We start from the raw sequence: 19,942 nt of genomic DNA, 5'->3' as shown, positions 1-19,942 counted from the left end.
TACTAAAATTAATGTCTAAATGAAAAGAATTTCAAGTATTTATTGCCTGCTTTTTTTTCTTTCACTTCAATCCACTTTTAATGCTAATGCGCAGGATAAGGATTTAGCGAAGGTTCTGAGCCAGGCTGATGAACTGATCAAAGAAGAAGAATATGAAGATGCCTTAGAGCCAGTGTTAAAATTATCGTCTTTGAAGCCCGATGATCCTGAAATTGCTTATAAAACAGGTCTTGTTTACTTTAATTTAAAAGAAGAAATAAAAGCATTACCCTATCTTGAAAAGGCTAGAAATGGTGGAGCTAAAGCTGGAGATCTGAATTTTTATTTGGGAGGTAGCTACCATTTATCCCACAAGCTTGAAGAGGCTATCAGTGCCTATGAAAGTTATAAAGCAACTCTCAAGCCTAAAGATAAAGAGAGATTAAATCTGGTAAATCAGAAAATAACTTTCTGTAAGAATGGATTAGAGTTTGTAAAATCTCCTCAAAAAGTTAAAATAACTAATCTTGGTCCCGGCATCAATTCAAAGTATTCAGATTATGTACCTGCTGTGTCTGCTGATGAGACAGTGCTTGTATTCACATCAAGAAGAGATAATTCAACAGGTGGCTTAAAGGATCCGCAGGATAACCAGTATTATGAAGATATCTACATTTCTCATAAAAAAGACAATGAATGGGGAACTGCAGTTCCTTTAGGGAACGGTATTAATACACCTACACATGATGCTTGTGTTGGTATCTCTCCTGACGGTCAGGATCTCTTTATCTATAAGGTTGATAATGGCGGAGATTTGTTTGCGAGTGAATTGAATGGTAGTGAATGGAAGAGCCCTAAAACATTAGGTAATCATATTAATTCATCTTTTTGGGAGACGAGTGCAAGTATCTCATCTGATGAGAAAACTTTGTTTTTCACCAGCACAAGAAAAGGAGTTGGGGGAACGGATATCTATATGACCAAGAGACAGATAAACGGAGATTGGGGAAAGCCTATACTTCTGGGTCCTAAGATAAATACAGTGCTTGATGAAGAGAGTCCATTTATTCATGCAGATGGAAAGACGCTCTACTTCAGCTCCAAAGGTCATAACTCAATGGGAGGCTTTGATATATTTTCTGTTACCATCAATACAGAAACAGGTGAAGTACTTACTGATCCTGTAAATGTTGGATATCCAATTAATACCGCTGCGGATGATGTATTTTTCGTTTGGTCTGCAGACAATAAGAGAGCTTACTTTAGTTCTGAGAGAGAAGGTGGATTTGGAAAGAAAGACATCTACATGCTGGAAAGAGATGCCAATGCTTCTCTGGTTGTATTTAAAGGAATGATAAAGAGTTGTGAAAACAAAACACCAGTAGCAGCAACTATTGTAGTTACCGATCTAACTACTCAGAAAATCCTTGGAGCTTATAACTCTAATAGCAGTAGCGGTAAGTATACTGTAGTATTACCCGCAGGTAAAAACTATGGAGTATCTGTTGAAGCACAAGGTTATTTATTTTATTCAAAAAATATAGACATTCCATCATTGAATGAATACCTTGAAATCAATGACTCTATTTGTTTGGAAGGAGTTAAAAAGGGTAAAAAAATGGTATTGCGAAATGTATTTTTTGATGTGAACAAAGCAACATTAAGAAATGAATCTATGCCTGAACTGGACAGATTAATGGAAATGTTAAAAGTAAATCAGACTGTTAAGATCCAGATTGGTGGATACACTGATAATGATGGAAATGATGATCATAACCTAAAACTATCAGAAAGTCGCGCTAAAAGTGTTTATGATTATCTGATATCAAAGGGAGTTCCTAAAGAACAGCTTGCATTTAAGGGTTTTGGTAAAGAACAGCCAATTGCCCCTAACGATACTCCTGAAAATAAACAATTAAACAGAAGGACAGAAGCTGAAATTATTGAATAAAGATAGCCCCATTATTGGGGCTTTTTCTTTATAAGTATTCCTTACACCCGAAACAATTTAAAGGGATCATTGTTTTTTTGAAACAGAGTTTATGAAGTCTCCTGAAGTTTAATATTAATTTAATCGGCCGCCTTTATTGTATTCTGTAATGTTAATAAAGGGAATCCCCTGAATAATACTAAGATCATAAGGTTATAAATGATGGAAAAAATGCCTAACCTAATAACTGCCTTTACGTTTGTATCTAAGAATCAATTTTTAATAAACGTGAAGATTTTTTCATTAACCATATTAAGTTGTTTAGTCCTGAGCGCATTAAATGTTAATGCTCAGAAACTTACTTTTGGAGCTAAAGGGAATCTTGGTTTTTCAAGGGTAAATTCTAAAAAACTTAAAGAAGCAATAGGTGCAGTCGGATCGCAAGAAGGATATTGGAATTTTTATTCTGAATCCAAATTTCGCTTCACAGGTGGAATAGGAGGGTATGCAGAATATAAAGCAAGTTATAATCTCTTTTTAGGAGCTGAGCTCAATTTTCAGTATGTGGGTACAAAGTATTATATAAATAAATATTTTGATGATTTCGATTCACTTGGTACTGGTAAAAAACAAAGAATAACATCTGACTTATATATCAGATACCCATCTGTTAATATCCCCCTTTATGTGAGATATCAATTCACTGAAGTAAAAAAATATTATGCTATTGGTGGTTTAGCCCTGAATATTAATTTTAATCCGAAAATAATTGATAAGGAAACTGTTGTAACGGACAGGTATGTCGGATGGAGCCTTGAAAATAATGATCTGGAAAAACATACATACAAAGCAAAGGCAGATAATTTTAAAAATTTTGGGGCTCAGGTATTTGTAGGTTTGGGAAGAAACTTTGGTAGATACGGTCGTGACGTAATGGTGGATATCAGGTATTATTTCCCATTGACAAAAACTCAAATTAACACCACGGATCAGGCTTTTCTGGATAATTCCGGCAATGGCTCAGTCTTTACAAAGACTGGAGTTGAACATATAAATCTAACTACGGGCAAGAATATAAATGATTTTAAGGCTTCGTATTTTACTTTAAATCTTGCTATTTCTCTCTACAAGAAATAATTTTATCACAGGTGAAACACCTGTTCTTTTTAAAGCTATGCTTGAGTTTCTGAAGAAAATATTTGAGGGGGACTTTATGCCCCATGGGCACTGCTATTTTTGGAAGCCCGAAATCCTTTGGTCTCATGCTATTGCAGATGTTGTAATTGCTTTAGCTTATTTTTCAATACCATTCAGTCTTTATAATATATTTAGATTAAGAAGAGACTTTGTATATGGAAGGTTAATGCTTTTATTCGCATTCTTTATTCTTGGCTGTGGAGCTACTCATTTAGTATCAGTTATTACAATCTGGTATCCTGTTTATAGATTCGATGCTGTTCTAAAAATTATCACTGCTATTGCTTCTATTGCTACTGCAGTAATTCTGATAAAAAAAACTCCGCAGATTCTTCAGATACCTTCTGCTTACGACTGGAGAAGATTACATTCTGAACTAAAGAGTTCCAATGAAAAGCTAAAGGAAAGCAATGAAGAACTATTAAAGGCTGATGAGGTTTTAAGAAAAATCAATTCTGAACTGGAAGAAAGAGTTAAGTATAGAACTGAAGAACTAGAAGCCAGTATTCTTCAGTTTAAATTCATGACTGATTCAATTTCTCAATTGGTCTTTACTGTCAATGAAAGGGGAGAGTTTGATTATTTTAATCTTAATTGGTACGAGTACAGTGGTCTTGATTCCAAGCGATCTTTTCAGAGGGGATTGTTTGAAATTACCCATCCTGAAGATCTTGAAGAAGTATCATCTTTCTGGAGACTGGCTTTACAAGAAGGTACAGTTTTCAGATGTTCAGGTAGGTTGAAAGATAAAGCTTCAGAAGAATACCGATGGCATTTGATAGAAGCCAACCCATTGAAAGATCCTTTTGGAAAGGTCGTGAAGTGGTTTGGAACTTGTACTGATGTAAACGATGAAAAATTATACAGAAAGGAACTGGAAAGGACGAACAAGGAACTTAAAAGAATCAATACCGACCTGGATAATTTTGTCTATACAGCATCTCATGATTTAAAAGCACCTATATCTAATCTGGAGGGCCTTGTTAACTCATTATCCCATGAACTGCAGAGCAATAGCTACCCTCAGGAGTTTGATTTATATCTTAATATGATGAAAAACTCTATCCTAAGATTTAAAACTACAATAAGTGAGCTTTCCGATATCAGCAAAATTCAAAAGGATACAGAAGAAGACGTCGACCTGGTAGATATCAGACAACTGCTGGATGAAGTACTCCTTGTCTACCATGATACTATTATTGCCGCTAAAACTCAAATAAACATAAATCTGAAATCTACTCAAGTAAGTTTCTCAAGAAAGAACCTTAGAAGTTTAATTACAAATTTGATTACTAATGCTATTAAATATAGATCTCCATTGAGAAGGCCAGAAATTGATGTGACCAGTGAAGTAATTAATGATGTCTTAATATTATCTGTATCTGATAATGGACTAGGAATAGAAGCCAAGCAGATTGACAAAGTATTTGGGATGTTTAAAAGGGTACATACACATGTTGATGGTACAGGCGTAGGGCTTTACATTGTAAAGCGAATTGTAGAAAATGCAGGTGGCAAAATTACTCTTAATAGTACTGTAAATATTGGAACAACTTTTTCAATTCAATTGCCCTTAAGAAAGGAAATTACCTTATAATCTCAAGCCAGCCTTTTAGCATACGTTTATTTTCAACTTGTCTCAGGAAATAGTAATATATCCCATCTTCGAGATTATCTCCGTTAAACTCATTGAAATACCCTTTTTTGTAATACACTCTGCTTCCCCATCTGTTATATATCTCCAGGTCCCATTTTCCTTTTTTCAGGTCACCAATTTTGAAGTATTCATTTTTGTCATCTCCGTTTGGAGTGATTAGGTTTGGTGGATTTTGAATATATGGAGAGCAATCTAATATAAGAGTATCAGCATTGCGGCATCCATTATATCCCGTTACATGCAACCAGTATTTATCTTCTTCATTGTGAGTTGTGATGATTGTTGATAGAGTGTCTCCTGTATTCCAAAAATAGTTCGCAAAGGCATTTGATGCAGATAGGGTAATACTGTCTTGTTTACAGAAATTTAATTCATCAATAGGAGGGAAGATTTTTACTTCAGGTATTGTAAGACCTGAGACATTTATCGAATCAATTTTTTTACATCCAAATTCATTCGTCACTTCAACCCAATAAATGCCGGGACTTGGCACACTTAAAGTATCGCCGGTGCTATTATCCTGCCATGTGTAAGAGGAGAAGGTATTTAAGGTAGAGACCGTGATCTTTGAATTGAGGCAATAGGAAGTATCTTCAGGTAAGATCAATGATGTTATTTCGGGAAAGAACTTAATATCTATAGAATCCTTCATTTTGCAATCCAGACCTTTGGTTACTTCTACCTTATATGTTCCGGAATCAGCAATAACTATCCTTTGTTTATCGCTTAATGGATTATTATTAAATGTCCAGTTAAACTGACTATTCCCATATCCACCGTCCAGCGATATCAGGGTACCAGGACACATTATTTTATCTGCGCCAAGTTCCAGGAAGCCATAATCGGAAAAATATCCATAGCGAAATCCGGTTCCTGTTTCTGTTCCATTTAATGTTGCAAGATGAAAATCACCTTTCAGATTTTCGATATATGCGGGAAGATCGGGTGGAACAGTGTTAATGTCCACATCTCCGGAATAATATAACCAAGTACTGTCTGTTCCTGTTACCGGCTTAAAATCACTTCCTTTTATCCAGTTTTTACCGTTTAATTTAAATGAGTCTTCATTTCCTTTTCTTGTAACCAAATTCAGTACAAACCTTTCATCGTTCGTCCTTGTAAATACAATTCTTTTAGATCCGGAACACTTTAATGATGGGAGCAAAGCTCCAGCGAGTTCCTGTTCAAAAGCGGTTATGTGAAATACATAAACGGGCTTATCTGATTTTATATAAGCAGCAGAATCCGTCAACTGAAATTCTAAGGTTTCTCTTTTATTAAGAGTTGCTAGGAGACTATCTGATCCATATATATTGGTGTTATCCTCTGTAGCAGTAATGTAGGCTCTGTCAGTAGAATAGTCGCCGCTACCTTTGACAATAACATATTCTTTTCCTGTTTTATCCACTGAAACGATCTGGTCTCCGGCAAGGTCATAAGAAACACCTTCTTCAATAGAGTCGTCTTTTAGTGTTACAGCTATTGGCCTGTCAGAGATTATCTCAGAGCCTGCCATATGCATAGACCCTAGTCGTGAAGCGGCTTTTATAGAGTAGCATTGTCCTTTGTTTAGTGTAATTGTGAATGGAGTATTTGCTTCATGACCAAATGCATCTTTCGTCAGTGTTACAGATATTTTGGTGCTATCTTCAGTTGAGACAATATCAATTGACGACCAACCGTCAACAGTGCTTTCATTATCCCAATAAGTCTGAAATGGTGTTATAAAATGTGTGCCTAAACCATAATTCCCCTTAAGTGTAAAAATATCTGAATTCACAACATTTCCATTATTACTTCCCATTATTTCATAGTAGGCAGTAATAATTTCAGTCGACAAAATATGAAGTCCTTTATTTAAGATGCTTTGATCCGGCGTACATTCTAATAATCCAAGATAAGCTGAAAGGTCTATAGATTTTGAGGAAAAAGCATTTAATGAGAGTACTATTGGTTTAAAAGCATTATTTGCAGGAATAGAGATCTCTATCTTCGTTGGATTCTCAAATGAAGCAAATCTGAGGTAGACAGGCTTATTACCATGTTTGTAAGAAACCTGAGGTGCAGCAAACCAAAACTCTTTGTCAGTCTGAGCTTTTAATCCTGATGATAAATGAAATAAATATAGAAATAAAATGAAAATGATCTTTTTCACAATAACAAAAACAAAACCCGAAAACTAAATTATGATAATTTTCGGGTTTAATGAATTTAAGTAATAATAATTATCTCATTATAGTGATCTTACCTTCTTTTTTATAAGGTCCTATATATTCTCCTTCTAATCCTTCATAAGTAACTATATAGTTATATGATCCTTCAGGCATTAATTTGCCCAGGTAAGTTCCATCCCAAGTTTTATTTCTATCTTCTGTGTAGAAGATTATTTCTCCCCATCTATTATAGATAGTCATTTTAAAGTTGGTAAAATACTTACCGAAGATATGTAAGTCCTGGTTTCTGCTTATACCACCCTCAGGCTCTATTGCATTCGGTATATAAACTGTTGGCGCGCAGACCTGAACTATTTCTGTACTGTCGATTAATGAGCAGTTAAAACTATTGGTTACAGTCACTATATACATTCCTGGTTCTATGATAGCTTTTTGCCTCAATGTATCACTTGAATTTTCCCATTTGAATCGTTCTCCTGGTCCTGCATCAAGCATCATATATTTATTATTGTCAAAACAAAATATTTGACGTTCAGGCATAAACGGGTCTGGAAGTTTATTCATCTGCACATTGGCCAGATAAGAAGCTGCGCACTCTCCAATTGTTACTGTAACTCCATAGGTGCCTGTTGTTTTAACTTCTACAGTATCATCAGTGCCCAGGCTTGATGGTGTCCATTGGTAAACAGGATTATACTTAGTTAAATCACTGTAGTTTGTTGGGGTTCCAATCAACACAACTGTTTGACCTTCACAGGATGCAATATCTTTCAAATTACCTGTGATCGGTGAATCAATGCCTATAATGCGCACACTGTCTTCAGCTGAGCATTTTACATCTGTAATTTTCAGTTTATAGAAATTTGAATCTGGAAGTACATTGAAGTCAACAGGATTAGTATTGCCTACAAAATTAGATCCCATGGTCCATGAATAAACTTCTGGTGGATTTGGTATTGAATTAATATTCGCAACTAATGTCCCTGTACTTTGGTTACATAATAACTTTTCAGCAGGAATATTAAAATCTGGTAGGGCGTTAATGGTTGCTGATGCTTCAGTTTTGCAATTACCATAATAATATTGAACGGTATACTGTCCCGGATCTCTGGTTGCTAAGAAATCCTGATTCTTATTCTGTAATATTACTCCATCTTTATACCAGGCAAATGAACCAGGTACTGATGGCAAATTATATGGATTGGATCTTAATACCAAAGTATCGTTATAACAGTTTTCAGAAATTAGGTTCCAGCTAGGTGGAGTTATTGTAAATACACTAACTGTATCATAGTTAGGACATTTCTTTGAATCGGTAACCGTTAAGACAATGGTCTGATTTGCAGGTGCACTAACTGTGATGGTCGCATCAGTTCCAAGAGCATTGCCTGACAGGGATTTCCATGAATAAATGTTTCCAGGATAAGTAAATGCGTTCAGTGTAGCATTGCTTGATGTACATACATATTGGTCACTTCCTGCATCCGCAATTGGCAGCGGTGAAACAAGTAATGATGTATTTGCGGATTCAGCATTACATACTCCATTTCCTGTAGAATATGCAGTAATAATAACTGTCCCATTACCGGCAATATCAGCTTGTGATGGGAAGTATGATGGATTAAGGTCATATGAACTTAATGAAAATGTTCCTGATCCTGATGTTCTCCATTCAATTCCTGATGCATTAACTACAGTTCCTGTTAACGCTACACCGTCTTTATATACACATGGATTCCCTGATGATGCTGTTACTATAGGAGCTTTGTTAATTGTAACTTCAAGCGAATCATTTACAATGTTACATTTTCCATTATTTGTTGAATATGCAGTTAATATTACCTTCCCAGCTATTTGATCTGCTTCAGAAGGGGTATAGCTTGGATTTAAGGAAGCTGCTGATGGCATAAATATACCGGAACCTGAAGTAATCCAGATCATACCACCAGCGACAGTAACATTACCATTCAGCTGAATTGAAGGGACATTTGCACAGCTCAAAATGTCTGGTCCGGCATTTATCACTGGTTTAGGGGTAATTGTAATTGTAATTTTAGAAGAGACCTGATTACAAATTCCTGTTCCTGTTGTAGTCAATATCAGATTGACTGCTGATGATTGAATGTCTTCCGGTGAAGGGATATATGATGCATTAAGACTATTTGCATTAGGGCTAAATGTTCCTGTCCCAGTCGTTTTCCAAGTTCCTCCGGTTGCTCCTGTTACATTTCCTTTGATAGCAATTTTTGTTAAATCTGCACAAACAGTTTGGTCCTGACCTGCATTTGCAGTTGGTACAGGAAGTATCTGGATCTTTTTGGATGCACTTACTGCATTACAAGTACCGTTGCCGGTAGTAGTAATGGTAAGGCCTACTTTACCAGCAGTGATATCCGATTTGCTTGGAATATAAGAAGCATTTGGCATAGTGGCATCAGGGACAAATGTACCTGATCCTCCTGTTTTCCATTCAATTCCAGAAGATACAGTGAATTTTCCTGGAAGTTTGATTGAATATAAATCACCGCATATTGTTGTATCGGCACCAGCATTTACAGTAGGAGGTGCGGTAAATGTAATGGTCATGGTATCTGACTGGGCATTACAGTATCCGTTATTAGTTGTTGTTAAAACTATATCTGCTTTACCGGCGGCCTTTTCTGCAGCTACTGGATAAAATGTACCTTCAAGATTCTTAACATCTGAAAATGTTCCACCATTAGTTGAAGACCATACTCCGCCTCCTGCATTAGCAATAAAACCGGTAAGTTTTACAGTCATAACATCTTTACACAATGACTGATCCATACCAGCATTTACTGTAGCGACTGGTGCTGAATAGATACTTAATGCACTAATATCTGTATATATTTTACATAGACCTGTACCAGTTGTTGTTGCTGTAAATATTACTCCTCCATTTGTCTTGTCTGCAACAGATGGAGTATAAACAGGGGTTGTTGATGTAGGGTCTGAAAATACGCCTGTTCCGGTACTGCTCCATAGTATTCCACCGGTATTGTTAAAGTTACCTCCAAGCGTAACAGTCTTTTCATCTGTACACATTGTTCTGTCAATCCCAGCATTAATAACCGGCTGCTTTTGAATTGTAATATACATTGTGTCTGATACTGCCTGGCAATCACCATTATCTATAGTTGTAGCAATAATCCTTACAGAACCTGAAGCTGTATCACTTTGTGAAGGTATATATTTAACATTTGGTTCAGCAAAGGATGTTAAAAAGGTTCCGTCGCCTGAAGTGCTCCAATTTATCCCTCCCGCAACCGAATAGGTTGATGATAGTGATATTCCTGCTGTATCAGCACAAACATTTTGATCAGATCCGGCAGATACAAGTGGTACAGGTGTGAAGTCAATTTTAATGGCATCGGTCACAGCAAGACATTTGCCCATTCCTGTGGTAGATAGAGTTAATACTACCGAACCATTTGATTTATCTGTACCCGATGGTAGATAGCTTGTTTGTAAATTTGAATCGTTTGAGAATGTACCATTTCCTGAAGTAGTCCAGACTCCTCCCGTGGCAATGGTCACGTGCCCTTCAAGATCTATTGACATTGCATCTGAACATCTTATGATATCAAATCCAGCTTCTGCAGTTGGCGCAGGTGTAAAGAAATAATCGACATTAGCAGACACTGCTTTACATTTACCGTTGCCTGTAGTTATTACATTCAATGTCACTTTCCCTGAAGCTTTTTCAACATTAGTAGGGAAGTAGTCAGTTGTTTGGAGATTCTCATCACCAAAGCTTCCTCCTGTTGATGTTTTCCATCTTACACCAGAAGCAACTGTGACAGCGGCATTAACCGGTATGCTTAAAACGTCTGAACAATATGAATCACCAACTCCAGGGTTAATTGTCGGAATAGTTGTGAATGATACAATCCTGTTATTTGAGGTAGGCGTACATATTCCGGTTCCTGTTGTCAACAGTGTTAAGGTAATTGAAGTCTTAGATAAGTCATCAATAGAAGGAATGTAACTAGCATTTAACGCATTAGCATTTGGACTAAAGGTACCTGTACCATTTGTACTCCAAATACCCCCTGTTGCCCCTGATACACTACCACTTAAAGGAAGTTCACTGATGTCTGCGCACAAAGATGTATCTGTGCCAGGGTATGCGATCGGACCTGCAGTAAATCTTACAATTTTCTGATCTGTAACTTCCGTACAATTACCACTTCCTGAAGTTGTTAAGGTAAAGATTACAAATCCCTTAGACTTATCTGCAGAAGTAGGAGCGTAGGTTGTAGTTAAAGATCCGGCAGAGGCAATGCTTCCGCTTCCATCACTTGACCAAGTTGATCCTACAGCTATTGTAATAGAACCATTTAAATCTATTGAAGTAATGTCAGCGCAAAGGTCTTCATCTGATCCGGCTTTGGCAGTAGGAGCAGGAGTGAATGTAATCACAACCTGGTCTGTATCAGCGGCACAGATTCCATTACCGGTAGTTTCTGCAATCAATGTTACGTTTCCGTCTGAAAGCTCTTGTGATGTTGGTGTGTAAATGGTTGTTAAGCCAATGTTAGACGAGAATGAGCCAGCGCCTGATGTAGACCACTTGATATCTGCAGCTTGTGAAACTGTTGCACTTAAATTTATTACTGAATTATTTTCACAGATCAAAAGATCTGAACCAGCGTTGACAACAGGACCCTGAGTAATAGAGATTCTAACAGTATCTTTACCAGGAAGACATGTTCCTACAGAACTTCCTGTAAGTATTAAATCAGCATAGCCTGCAGCAATGTCTGCAGCAGTAGGACTATAAGATGCGTTTAAAGAATTCGGGTTCGGTGAAAAATTTCCACCAGTTGGAGATGTCCATGAACCATTTCCGGAACCATTCAATTTAACGGGAAATCCATTGGTACATACACTCTGGGAGGGACCTGCAAAAACTGGAACCGTGTTGAATGAAATAGTTATCTGATCTGCCACTGGACTACAAGATCCGTTTCCGGTGGTAGTAAGGGTTATGGTTACCGTTTGACCATTTACGTTTTCTGAAGCCGATGGAACATAACTTGCATTTAAGGCATTTGCATCTGGAAGGAATGTTCCTGTGCCTGAGCTTGTCCATGTTCCTCCGCTTGCATTTACAACGGTTCCATTTAATGGAATGTCTATAACCCCAGCACAAACAGTTACATCTTTTCCAGCATTAGCTTGCGGTACAGGAGAAAGGAATATAACGACAGCGTCCTTTACTGCATTACATGTTCCATTCCCTGTTGTAGTCAATGTTAGAGTTGCTTTTCCATTTCCTATTTGCAAGGAAGATGGTATAAATGTAGCATTTGGCGTGGTATCATCCGGAACGAAACTTCCTGTACCAGATGTTGTTGTCCATTTGATACCTGAAGCTACACTGAAAGTTCCATCAAGAACGACACCTGTTACGTCTGCACAGACTGTCTGATCCACACCAGCATTGACAACCGGAGCAGGTGTAATGGTGATAATCATATCATTGCTCACAACATTACAAGTTCCGTTACCTGTTGTAGTTAATGTTAAAGTAACAGATCCAGTTGATTTGTCTGAAGCACTTGGTGTATATTTCGCATTAAGGTCATTTAAACTTGGACTAAATGTCCCGCTACCTGAGCTTTTCCAAATTCCCCCCGAAGCAATAGTAACATTTCCAGCAAGATTTATACTGGTAATATCAGCACACACTGTTTGGTCAGGGCCTGCATCAGATGTAGGGACAGGAGTGAAAGTGTATGTTACATTGTCTGAAACAAAGTTACATGCACCGTTTCCAGTGGTAGTAAATGTAAGGATTGATTGACCTGAAGTCTTTTCTGATGCTGAAGGAGTATAGGTAGCATTTGGTGCGAACTCATCTGGTATGAACGTTCCTGAACCATTTGTAGACCAGTATCCTCCGGTAGCTTTTGTAAATGATCCGTTTAATGGAATATCAGTAATGTCTCCGCAATAAGTTTTGTCAGATCCTGCTTCTACAGTAGGTATAGGATTGATGGTCAATGTTAGTTTGGATGAAACAGCTTTACATGTTCCATTTCCAGTACTTGTTAGTGTCAGAAGTACAGAACCTGAAGCCAGATCAGAACTAGATGCATGGTAAGTTGTAACTAATGAATTTGCATCTGAAAATGTACCTGATCCAGAGCTTATCCAAGTACCTCCGGTTGCAACTGTGGTTGTTCCGTTGAGGGCAGCTCCTTCAAAGTCAGCGCATAAAGTCTGAGAAGGACCAGCATTTATAGTCGGAGCAGGTGTTATCAATATATGTAAAGTATCTCTTACTGTTGCACAAACTCCAGATCCTGTTGATGACAAGGTTAAGGTAATTTTTCCAGCTGTTTTGTCTGCAGAATTAGGGACATAAGTTGCATTCAAGGTGGTGGAATTAGGCGAAAAACTACCTGTTCCAAGAGTTCTCCATCTACTGCCTGTAGCATTTGATATAGAGCCATTAAGACTTACTCCACTGGCATCTGCGCAAATTGTCATATCAGTACCGGCATCTACTATGGGTTTAGGAGTGATAATGATTTTTACAGAATCACTTATCGGTTTACATAATCCATTGCCTGTTGTTGTCAAAGTTAAGTTGACTGATTTTGCATTGATATCATTTACAGATGGCTTATATATGGCATTCAAAGTTGTTGCATTCGGACTGAATGTTCCATCTCCTGAAGTCGTCCATAATGCTCCGGTTGCTATAGTTATTTTACCATTTAAACGAACACCAGAGGTGTCACTACAAACAGTTTGATCCAATCCTGCCTCTGCAGTAGGAGCAGGTGTTATCTGAACATTAAGCTGATCTTTGACAGGCTTGCATAAACCATTATTTAAAGTCGTTAATGTTAGATTTACATTGCCTGCACTTATATCAAGAGCAGATGGTATATAATCTGTAATTAAACCGTTTGGATTTGTAAATGTACCAGTTCCAGAGCTTGTCCATTGCCCGTTACTTGTTACAGTGGTAGTAGCACTTAGGTTCACCGTAGCATTATTGGCACAAACAATTTTGTCTGTTCCTGCATTAACAGTAGGAGCAGGCGATATTATCAAAATCAAATCATCAGTTATTGCTATACAGTTACTTATGGCTGAACTGGTAAGCTTTAACGTAATGTTTCCGGATGCACGATCAGCTGCTGAAGGCACATAGTTTGCTCCTAAAGAAGTATTGTCCGGAAGAAATGATCCTGTTCCACTGCTTGTCCATTGTCCTCCGGGAGCATTCAGCACTTGTCCATTAAGTTTGACTGCAAAGCTGTCAGCACATATAGCAATGTCATTTCCTGCATTTACAACAGGTGCCGGAAGTATAGTTATAATAACATCATCCTCAACTGGCTTACAAATTCCATTACCAGTAGTAGTTAGTTTTAAAGTAACGGTACCTGAACTGATTTCTGATGCAGATGGTACATAGGTTGCGGATAATTGATTGTTCGATGGTGAGAAAGTTCCTGCACCACCTGTCCATGTGCCTCCTGTAGCAATTGTGACATCTCCATTGAGTGAAACTTTAGCGTTGTTTGCACAGATATTTAAATCTGAACCAGCATTTACAGTAGGGGCAGGTGTAAAGGTGATAACTGTTATGTCAGAAACTGATTTGCATAGTCCATTTCCTGTACTTGTCAAAGTTAAAGAAACAATTCCATTTGCCAGGTCTATAGCAGATGGTATATAAGATGCATTTATAGTATTGGCATTTGGGCTAAAAGTTCCTGTACCTGTTGTTTTCCAGGTTCCTCCGCTAGCATTTGATATGGTTGCATTTAAGGATACAGATGAAATGTCTGCACATAAAGTTTGATCTGCTCCGGCATCAACTACTGGTACTTTAGCTATGTTCAGTTTTATTTGTGAAGAAACGGGGTTACATGTTCCGTTTCCTGTTGTTGTTAAGGTCAAGGTAATTGCACCAGCTGTCTTATCATTGTTTGAAAGAACATAACTTGCATTCAGATCAGTGGCTGCCTGGCTGAATGTTCCTGAACCATTACTTGTCCAGACTGCTCCGGATGGAATTGTGTTTATAGATCCGTTTAGTTTTACAAAAGAAGAATCGCCACATATGGAAATATCAGTTCCTGCATTTACAGTAGGCGCTGGTGTTATAATAAATATGACTGTATCCTTCTGAGGCTGGCAGTAATTTGTTGCTGATGTTGTTAAGATGAGTTTAACTATACCATTTGTTCTTTCTGTTGAAGTAGGAATATATGTGGCATTTAAAGTATTTGCATTTGGCGAAAATGATCCTGAGCCATTAGACCAGGTTAATCCTGTAGTAGTACTCGAACTTCCGTTCAAAGTTATTCCTGAAGCATCTGCACAAACTGTCTGATCAGGTCCTGCTGAGACTGTGACTGCAGGATGAATAGTAATAATCATAGAGTCTGAGATAGCAGTACAAGCGCCATTACCGGTACTTGTTAATGTTAATTTTACTTTACCTTGTGTTTTATCTGTAATCGATGGTTTATAAGTTGTTGATTTAGAGAAAGCATCAGGGGTGAAAGAACCTGTACCTGAACTAGCCCAGAAAGCTCCAGAAGCATTCGTGATAGTACCATTCAATGCAATTGTAGTAGCATTGCCACACATATCAAGATCAATACCTGCATCAACAATAGGAGCAGGAGGTATGGTAATTTTTATATCATCAGAAACAGCTTTACAAACCCCGTTGGCAATCGTTGTTACGGTTAAAGTAACGGAGCCGGAAGCTGTTTCAGACGCACTTGGAATATAGTCTGCACTTAATGAATTGACTGAAGGGGCAAATGATCCTGACCCTCCGGACCATATAGCATTAGATCCGAATGCATTTAATTTAATCGGAAAGTCATTTGGACAAACGATTTGATCAGGTCCAGCATTTATTGAAGGAGCAACTGTAAAATCTATTTTCATATTGTCCTTAACTGCACTACATAATCCATTCCCCTGAGAGGTAAGAGTTAGAGTTACACCGCCCTTTGCTTTATCAGCTGCAGATGGGTTATAACTTGCAGAAAGTACATTATCATTTGGAGAGAATGAACCTGTTCCATTTGTGGTCCATTTTCCTCCTGTTGCATTTTGAATAGAACCATTCAATGGAACAGTTGATGCATCACCACATACTGTCTGGTCCGACCCTGCATCTGCTATTGGAGAAGGTTTTATTGTAATGAGGACTTGGTCAGAAACAGCAACACAATTTCCGTTTCCTGAAGTGGTGAGCGTTAAAGTAACACTTCCTGAAGTTATTTCATCGGTAGAGGGAGTATAGGTTGCATTTAATGTAGTTGAATTGGGTGCAAATGCTCCTTTGCCTCCTGTCCAGGTCCCGCCAGTTGCTATTGTTACATTACCTGCAAGAACTACTGAAGGATTGTCTGCACATACTTCTTTATCTATACCAGCATTTGCTGTAGGTGATGGAGTTATGGAAACAGTTGTTTGCCCTGTAACAGCAAGACAGTTTCCGTTACCAGTCGTACTGATATTGACAATAGCTTGTCCTGCTGAAATTTCGGCAGCAGTAGGAGTGTAATTCGCATTTATATCGGATGTTGAAGGAGTAAATGTTCCATTTCCTGTCCATAATACACCAGTTGCGGGACTGCTTGCAACCGCATTAAGTTTTACGATCGCATTGTTGCCACAAACAGGTCCTGCATTAGAAGCATTTACTGTAGGAGGATTTGTGAAGTTAATGAGAATATCATCCTTGACCGCCAGACACTTTCCATTCCCAGTTGTTGTTAAGGTAAGAGTAACAGTTCCCGTTGCAATTTCTGAAGCAGTTGGTGTATATGTCGCATTCAAAGTGCTATTATCGGGTGCAAATACACCTGCACCTCCAGACCAAATTCCACCTTTGGAAATTGTAATAGTTCCGTTAAGACTTGTTGCTCCGTTGTTTTTACACTTTGACTGATCAGTTCCTGCATTTACCGCAGGAGTTGGGGAGAATCTGTATACAACCTGATCTGAAACCGAATTACAAGAAGGTTTGGTTGCTGTCAATGTTAATGTAACAATACCAGAAGATATCTCAGTTGCAGTTGGTGTATAGGTTGCATTCAAAGAGGAATTGTCAGGTGTGAAAATTCCAGCTCCTCCACTCCATGTATAAGTGGTAGCATCTTTCACTGATCCTGAAAGTTTTATTGCCGGATTATTAGTACAAAGTGTATCATCTGTTCCTGCGTTTACTGTCGGTTTAGGATCGACAAGAACATTCAGTGTTTTTGAAACAGGATTGCAGTTTCCATTTCCAGTAGACTCAAGCGTAAGGGTAAAGAAACCGGCAGAAACTTCACTTGCACTTGCAGTATAGGTAGTTGTTAAAGCGGTTCTTCCTGGTGAGTAGGTTCCACTGCCTGTTGTCCAGTTTCCGCCGGTAGCACCAGTAACACTACCATTTAAAACTGTTACAGGATTATTTTCACATATAATAATGTTTGAGCCAACTGAAACTACGGGAATTGCGGTAAATGTAATTGAAGTATTAGATGTTACCGCATTACAGTTTCCATTATTTGTTGATGTTAAAGTAAGTGTTATACTTCCTGCATTAACTTCTGCAGTTGTAGGTGTATAGGTTGCATTAAGAGTATTGGCATTTGGGCTATAGGTTCCTGTACCTCCGCTCCATGTTCCGGTAGTTGTTGGTCCTGTTACGGATCCATTTAATGGAATAGCAGTATTGTTTTTACAGATAGACTGGTTGTTTCCTGCATTAACAACCGGAATTGGGGTGAATTTGATTGCAACTGCGTCATTTACTGCAAGGCAACTTCCCATACCAGTAGTGGTAAGGGTTAAGTTAACAGTTCCAGCTGTGAGTTCTGCTGGAGTTGGAGTATATGTTGCATTCAAGGAATTAGCGTCAGGATTAAAGGAACCTGAGCCTCCAGTCCAAGTTCCACCCGAAGCATAAGTAACTGTCCCATTTAAATTTACCTTATTGTTGTTTTTACATACAGACTGATCAACTCCTGCATCCGCTGTTGGAATAGGAGTATAAGTAAGTTTAATAGTTCCAGAGCCGACAGAACAAACACCATTACCAGTTGTGGCTAAATTTAATACAACAGATCCTGCTGATATTTCTCCTGCAGTTGGTGTATAAGTTATATTTGCTGATGTTTTATTAGGAGTATAAGTTCCAGCTCCTCCACTCCAGGTAAGACCTGTAGCTCCGCTCATTGCAGCAGATAAACTTAAGTTGGGGTTGTTGGCACAGGCAGATTTATCAGGTCCCGCACTTATAACAGGTTGTTTAGAGAAAGTATAAGTGATGCTGTCTTTTTTGGGAGAACAAACCCCATTACCAGTAGATGAAAGAATTAGTTTTACAGATCCATTTGCAATATCTGCTGCTGAAGGAGTATATGTGCCTTGCAGACTGGTATTGCTGGGAGTAAACGTACCACTCCCGGATGTGCTCCATATTCCACCTCCTGCATTTGTAACTTTTCCATTTAACTTAAATGCGGTGATTGTTGCGCACAAAGTTGAGTCATTGGAAGAACCTGTGCCGGGCTTATCAGCATTGGCATCTGTAATTACAGAAGGTGGTACGAAATTGGTTACGGTTTTAGTCGTCGAATTCACATACCACCATGTATTGATTGTTTTAGCGTCTCCAAAATCACCACTCCATGTATGACATCCGGTAGCACTATTACAACCTGTTAGGTTAGTACCTCCACCAATTTTTGAGTCATCCCAGAATAGGGAAGGGCGCGGACCTGTAGGCCTTACAAGATCAACAATATAGCCTTTTGTATTATTTTCTACGTCAAACAAAGGAAGGTGGGTAAGACCATTATAATAGTCAACTTTGGTAGTGATGTTAACACCACCTGTTACAATGTTACCTTTCCCGTCTTTGCCATCCCAAGTGACACAATTATTTCCGGCAACAAGATCTGCTGTAATAAGCCTGTCTGTGGAGCCTGCCTGATAACCTGCTGTTCCGTTTAGTTCAAAAAGTATTTCAGTTTTTCCAGGTTTATCTACATTAATATCTATGCAGAAGTTACTTCCCACACACCCGCTTAGGGATACAGAGTTTACATTTCCATAAACACCGGTGGGGAAGCAGTTGATATCAGGGTCATTTAGAAAAACTTTATATTGAGGGTAGTTAATATTACCTGATACTGATTGTCGGTCTGTTGCAAAAGTCCCTGTGTTTGTACAACCTGCATTATTTGCCGCAATAACAAAACCAAAGGGTTGCATCCCATTAAAATCAAGAGATGTCACAATACCGTCATCAGCATATATATATAGTTTCGCTTTAAATTGATTTGTACCGCTATTACATTGAAAGTCCCAGGATTTAGACCATAGACGTCCGAGTTTTATTACATTTGCGGCAGTCGCCACAGTAATGTCAAAATAGGTGAAAACTCTTTTAACTGGATTAAGAGTCTGGGATGAACTTGGATTGAATTCAATGTAGTAATCTCCAGCCATTGTGGAGGTATAAGTTAAAGCATTATAACCTGATGCTCCTACAATAGCTCTTGGACCATTAACAGCTTCTGTATAACTGGCAATATATCCTGGACCTGCAGCATTAGGAATTTTACTAGGGCCCATTACAACTACTCCGTTGGGATCCTTTAACTGAAAATATACGTCATTATCAGTTTGTCTGAACCCCAGGTATATTTTTTCACCCGCATTGCATATTCGGATATTTAATCTGTTAGCTTCTGGACAATTATAAGTCGCAAATGGCCTGGTCGTTGTATTATTATCAAATATCTGAATAAAACCATTGTCAGAAGAAGTAGGCTGCAATTGTTTAGTTCCTTCTGCAAAAACATAAGGTGCTTGTGTGTACGCTGAAATTAAAAAAAATAAGACAAAAAGCATTGTACTTATTTTAGATAAGTAGAAGCTCCTGATTCGAAGTAGAAAGAAGTCCATGCCTTTAAAACTATGTAATTGTATTTCAGA

At 38.1% G+C, this 19,942-nt stretch carries 5 protein-coding genes; 3 read left to right on the top strand and 2 right to left on the bottom strand.

What is annotated here, in order from left to right; genetic code table 11:
* Window positions 1–19 precede the first annotated feature (19 nt).
* The 3 genes from K350_RS0101700 to K350_RS0101690 all read left to right on the top strand — a co-directional run bounded on the left by K350_RS0101700 (window position 20) and on the right by K350_RS0101690 (window position 4,703).
* On the top strand, window positions 20–1,930 hold the full coding sequence (locus tag K350_RS0101700) for an OmpA family protein (RefSeq protein ID WP_028978440.1): 1,911 nt from the start codon (window positions 20–22) through the stop codon (window positions 1,928–1,930).
* 210 nt (window positions 1,931–2,140) lie between these two features.
* Window positions 2,141–3,046, top strand: coding sequence for a hypothetical protein (locus K350_RS0101695; protein WP_156026823.1), 906 nt, complete (start codon window positions 2,141–2,143; stop codon window positions 3,044–3,046).
* Window positions 3,021–4,703 carry a sensor histidine kinase gene (locus tag K350_RS0101690; protein ID WP_051312761.1) on the top strand — a complete coding sequence of 561 codons (1,683 nt, stop codon included), beginning with the start codon at window positions 3,021–3,023 and terminating at the stop codon, window positions 4,701–4,703. Before K350_RS0101695 ends, K350_RS0101690 begins: the two co-directional genes overlap by 26 nt.
* Here K350_RS0101690 and K350_RS0101685 read toward each other — a convergent pair.
* A complete protein-coding gene (locus K350_RS0101685; RefSeq protein WP_051312760.1) occupies window positions 4,693–6,918 on the bottom strand; it encodes a T9SS type B sorting domain-containing protein in 2,226 nt (741 codons plus the stop codon). The genes K350_RS0101690 and K350_RS0101685 overlap by 11 nt on opposite strands.
* A gap of 70 nt (window positions 6,919–6,988) precedes the next feature.
* Window positions 6,989–19,858 carry a T9SS type B sorting domain-containing protein gene (locus K350_RS0101680; RefSeq protein ID WP_028978436.1) on the bottom strand — a complete coding sequence of 4,290 codons (12,870 nt, stop codon included), beginning with the start codon at window positions 19,856–19,858 and terminating at the stop codon, window positions 6,989–6,991.
* Between the last annotated feature and the right edge of the window lie 84 nt (window positions 19,859–19,942).

The organism is Sporocytophaga myxococcoides DSM 11118 (assembly GCF_000426725.1).
Taxonomy (GTDB): Bacteria; Bacteroidota; Bacteroidia; order Cytophagales; family Cytophagaceae; genus Sporocytophaga; species Sporocytophaga myxococcoides.
This window is presented reverse-complemented; position numbering and strand designations above follow the sequence as displayed.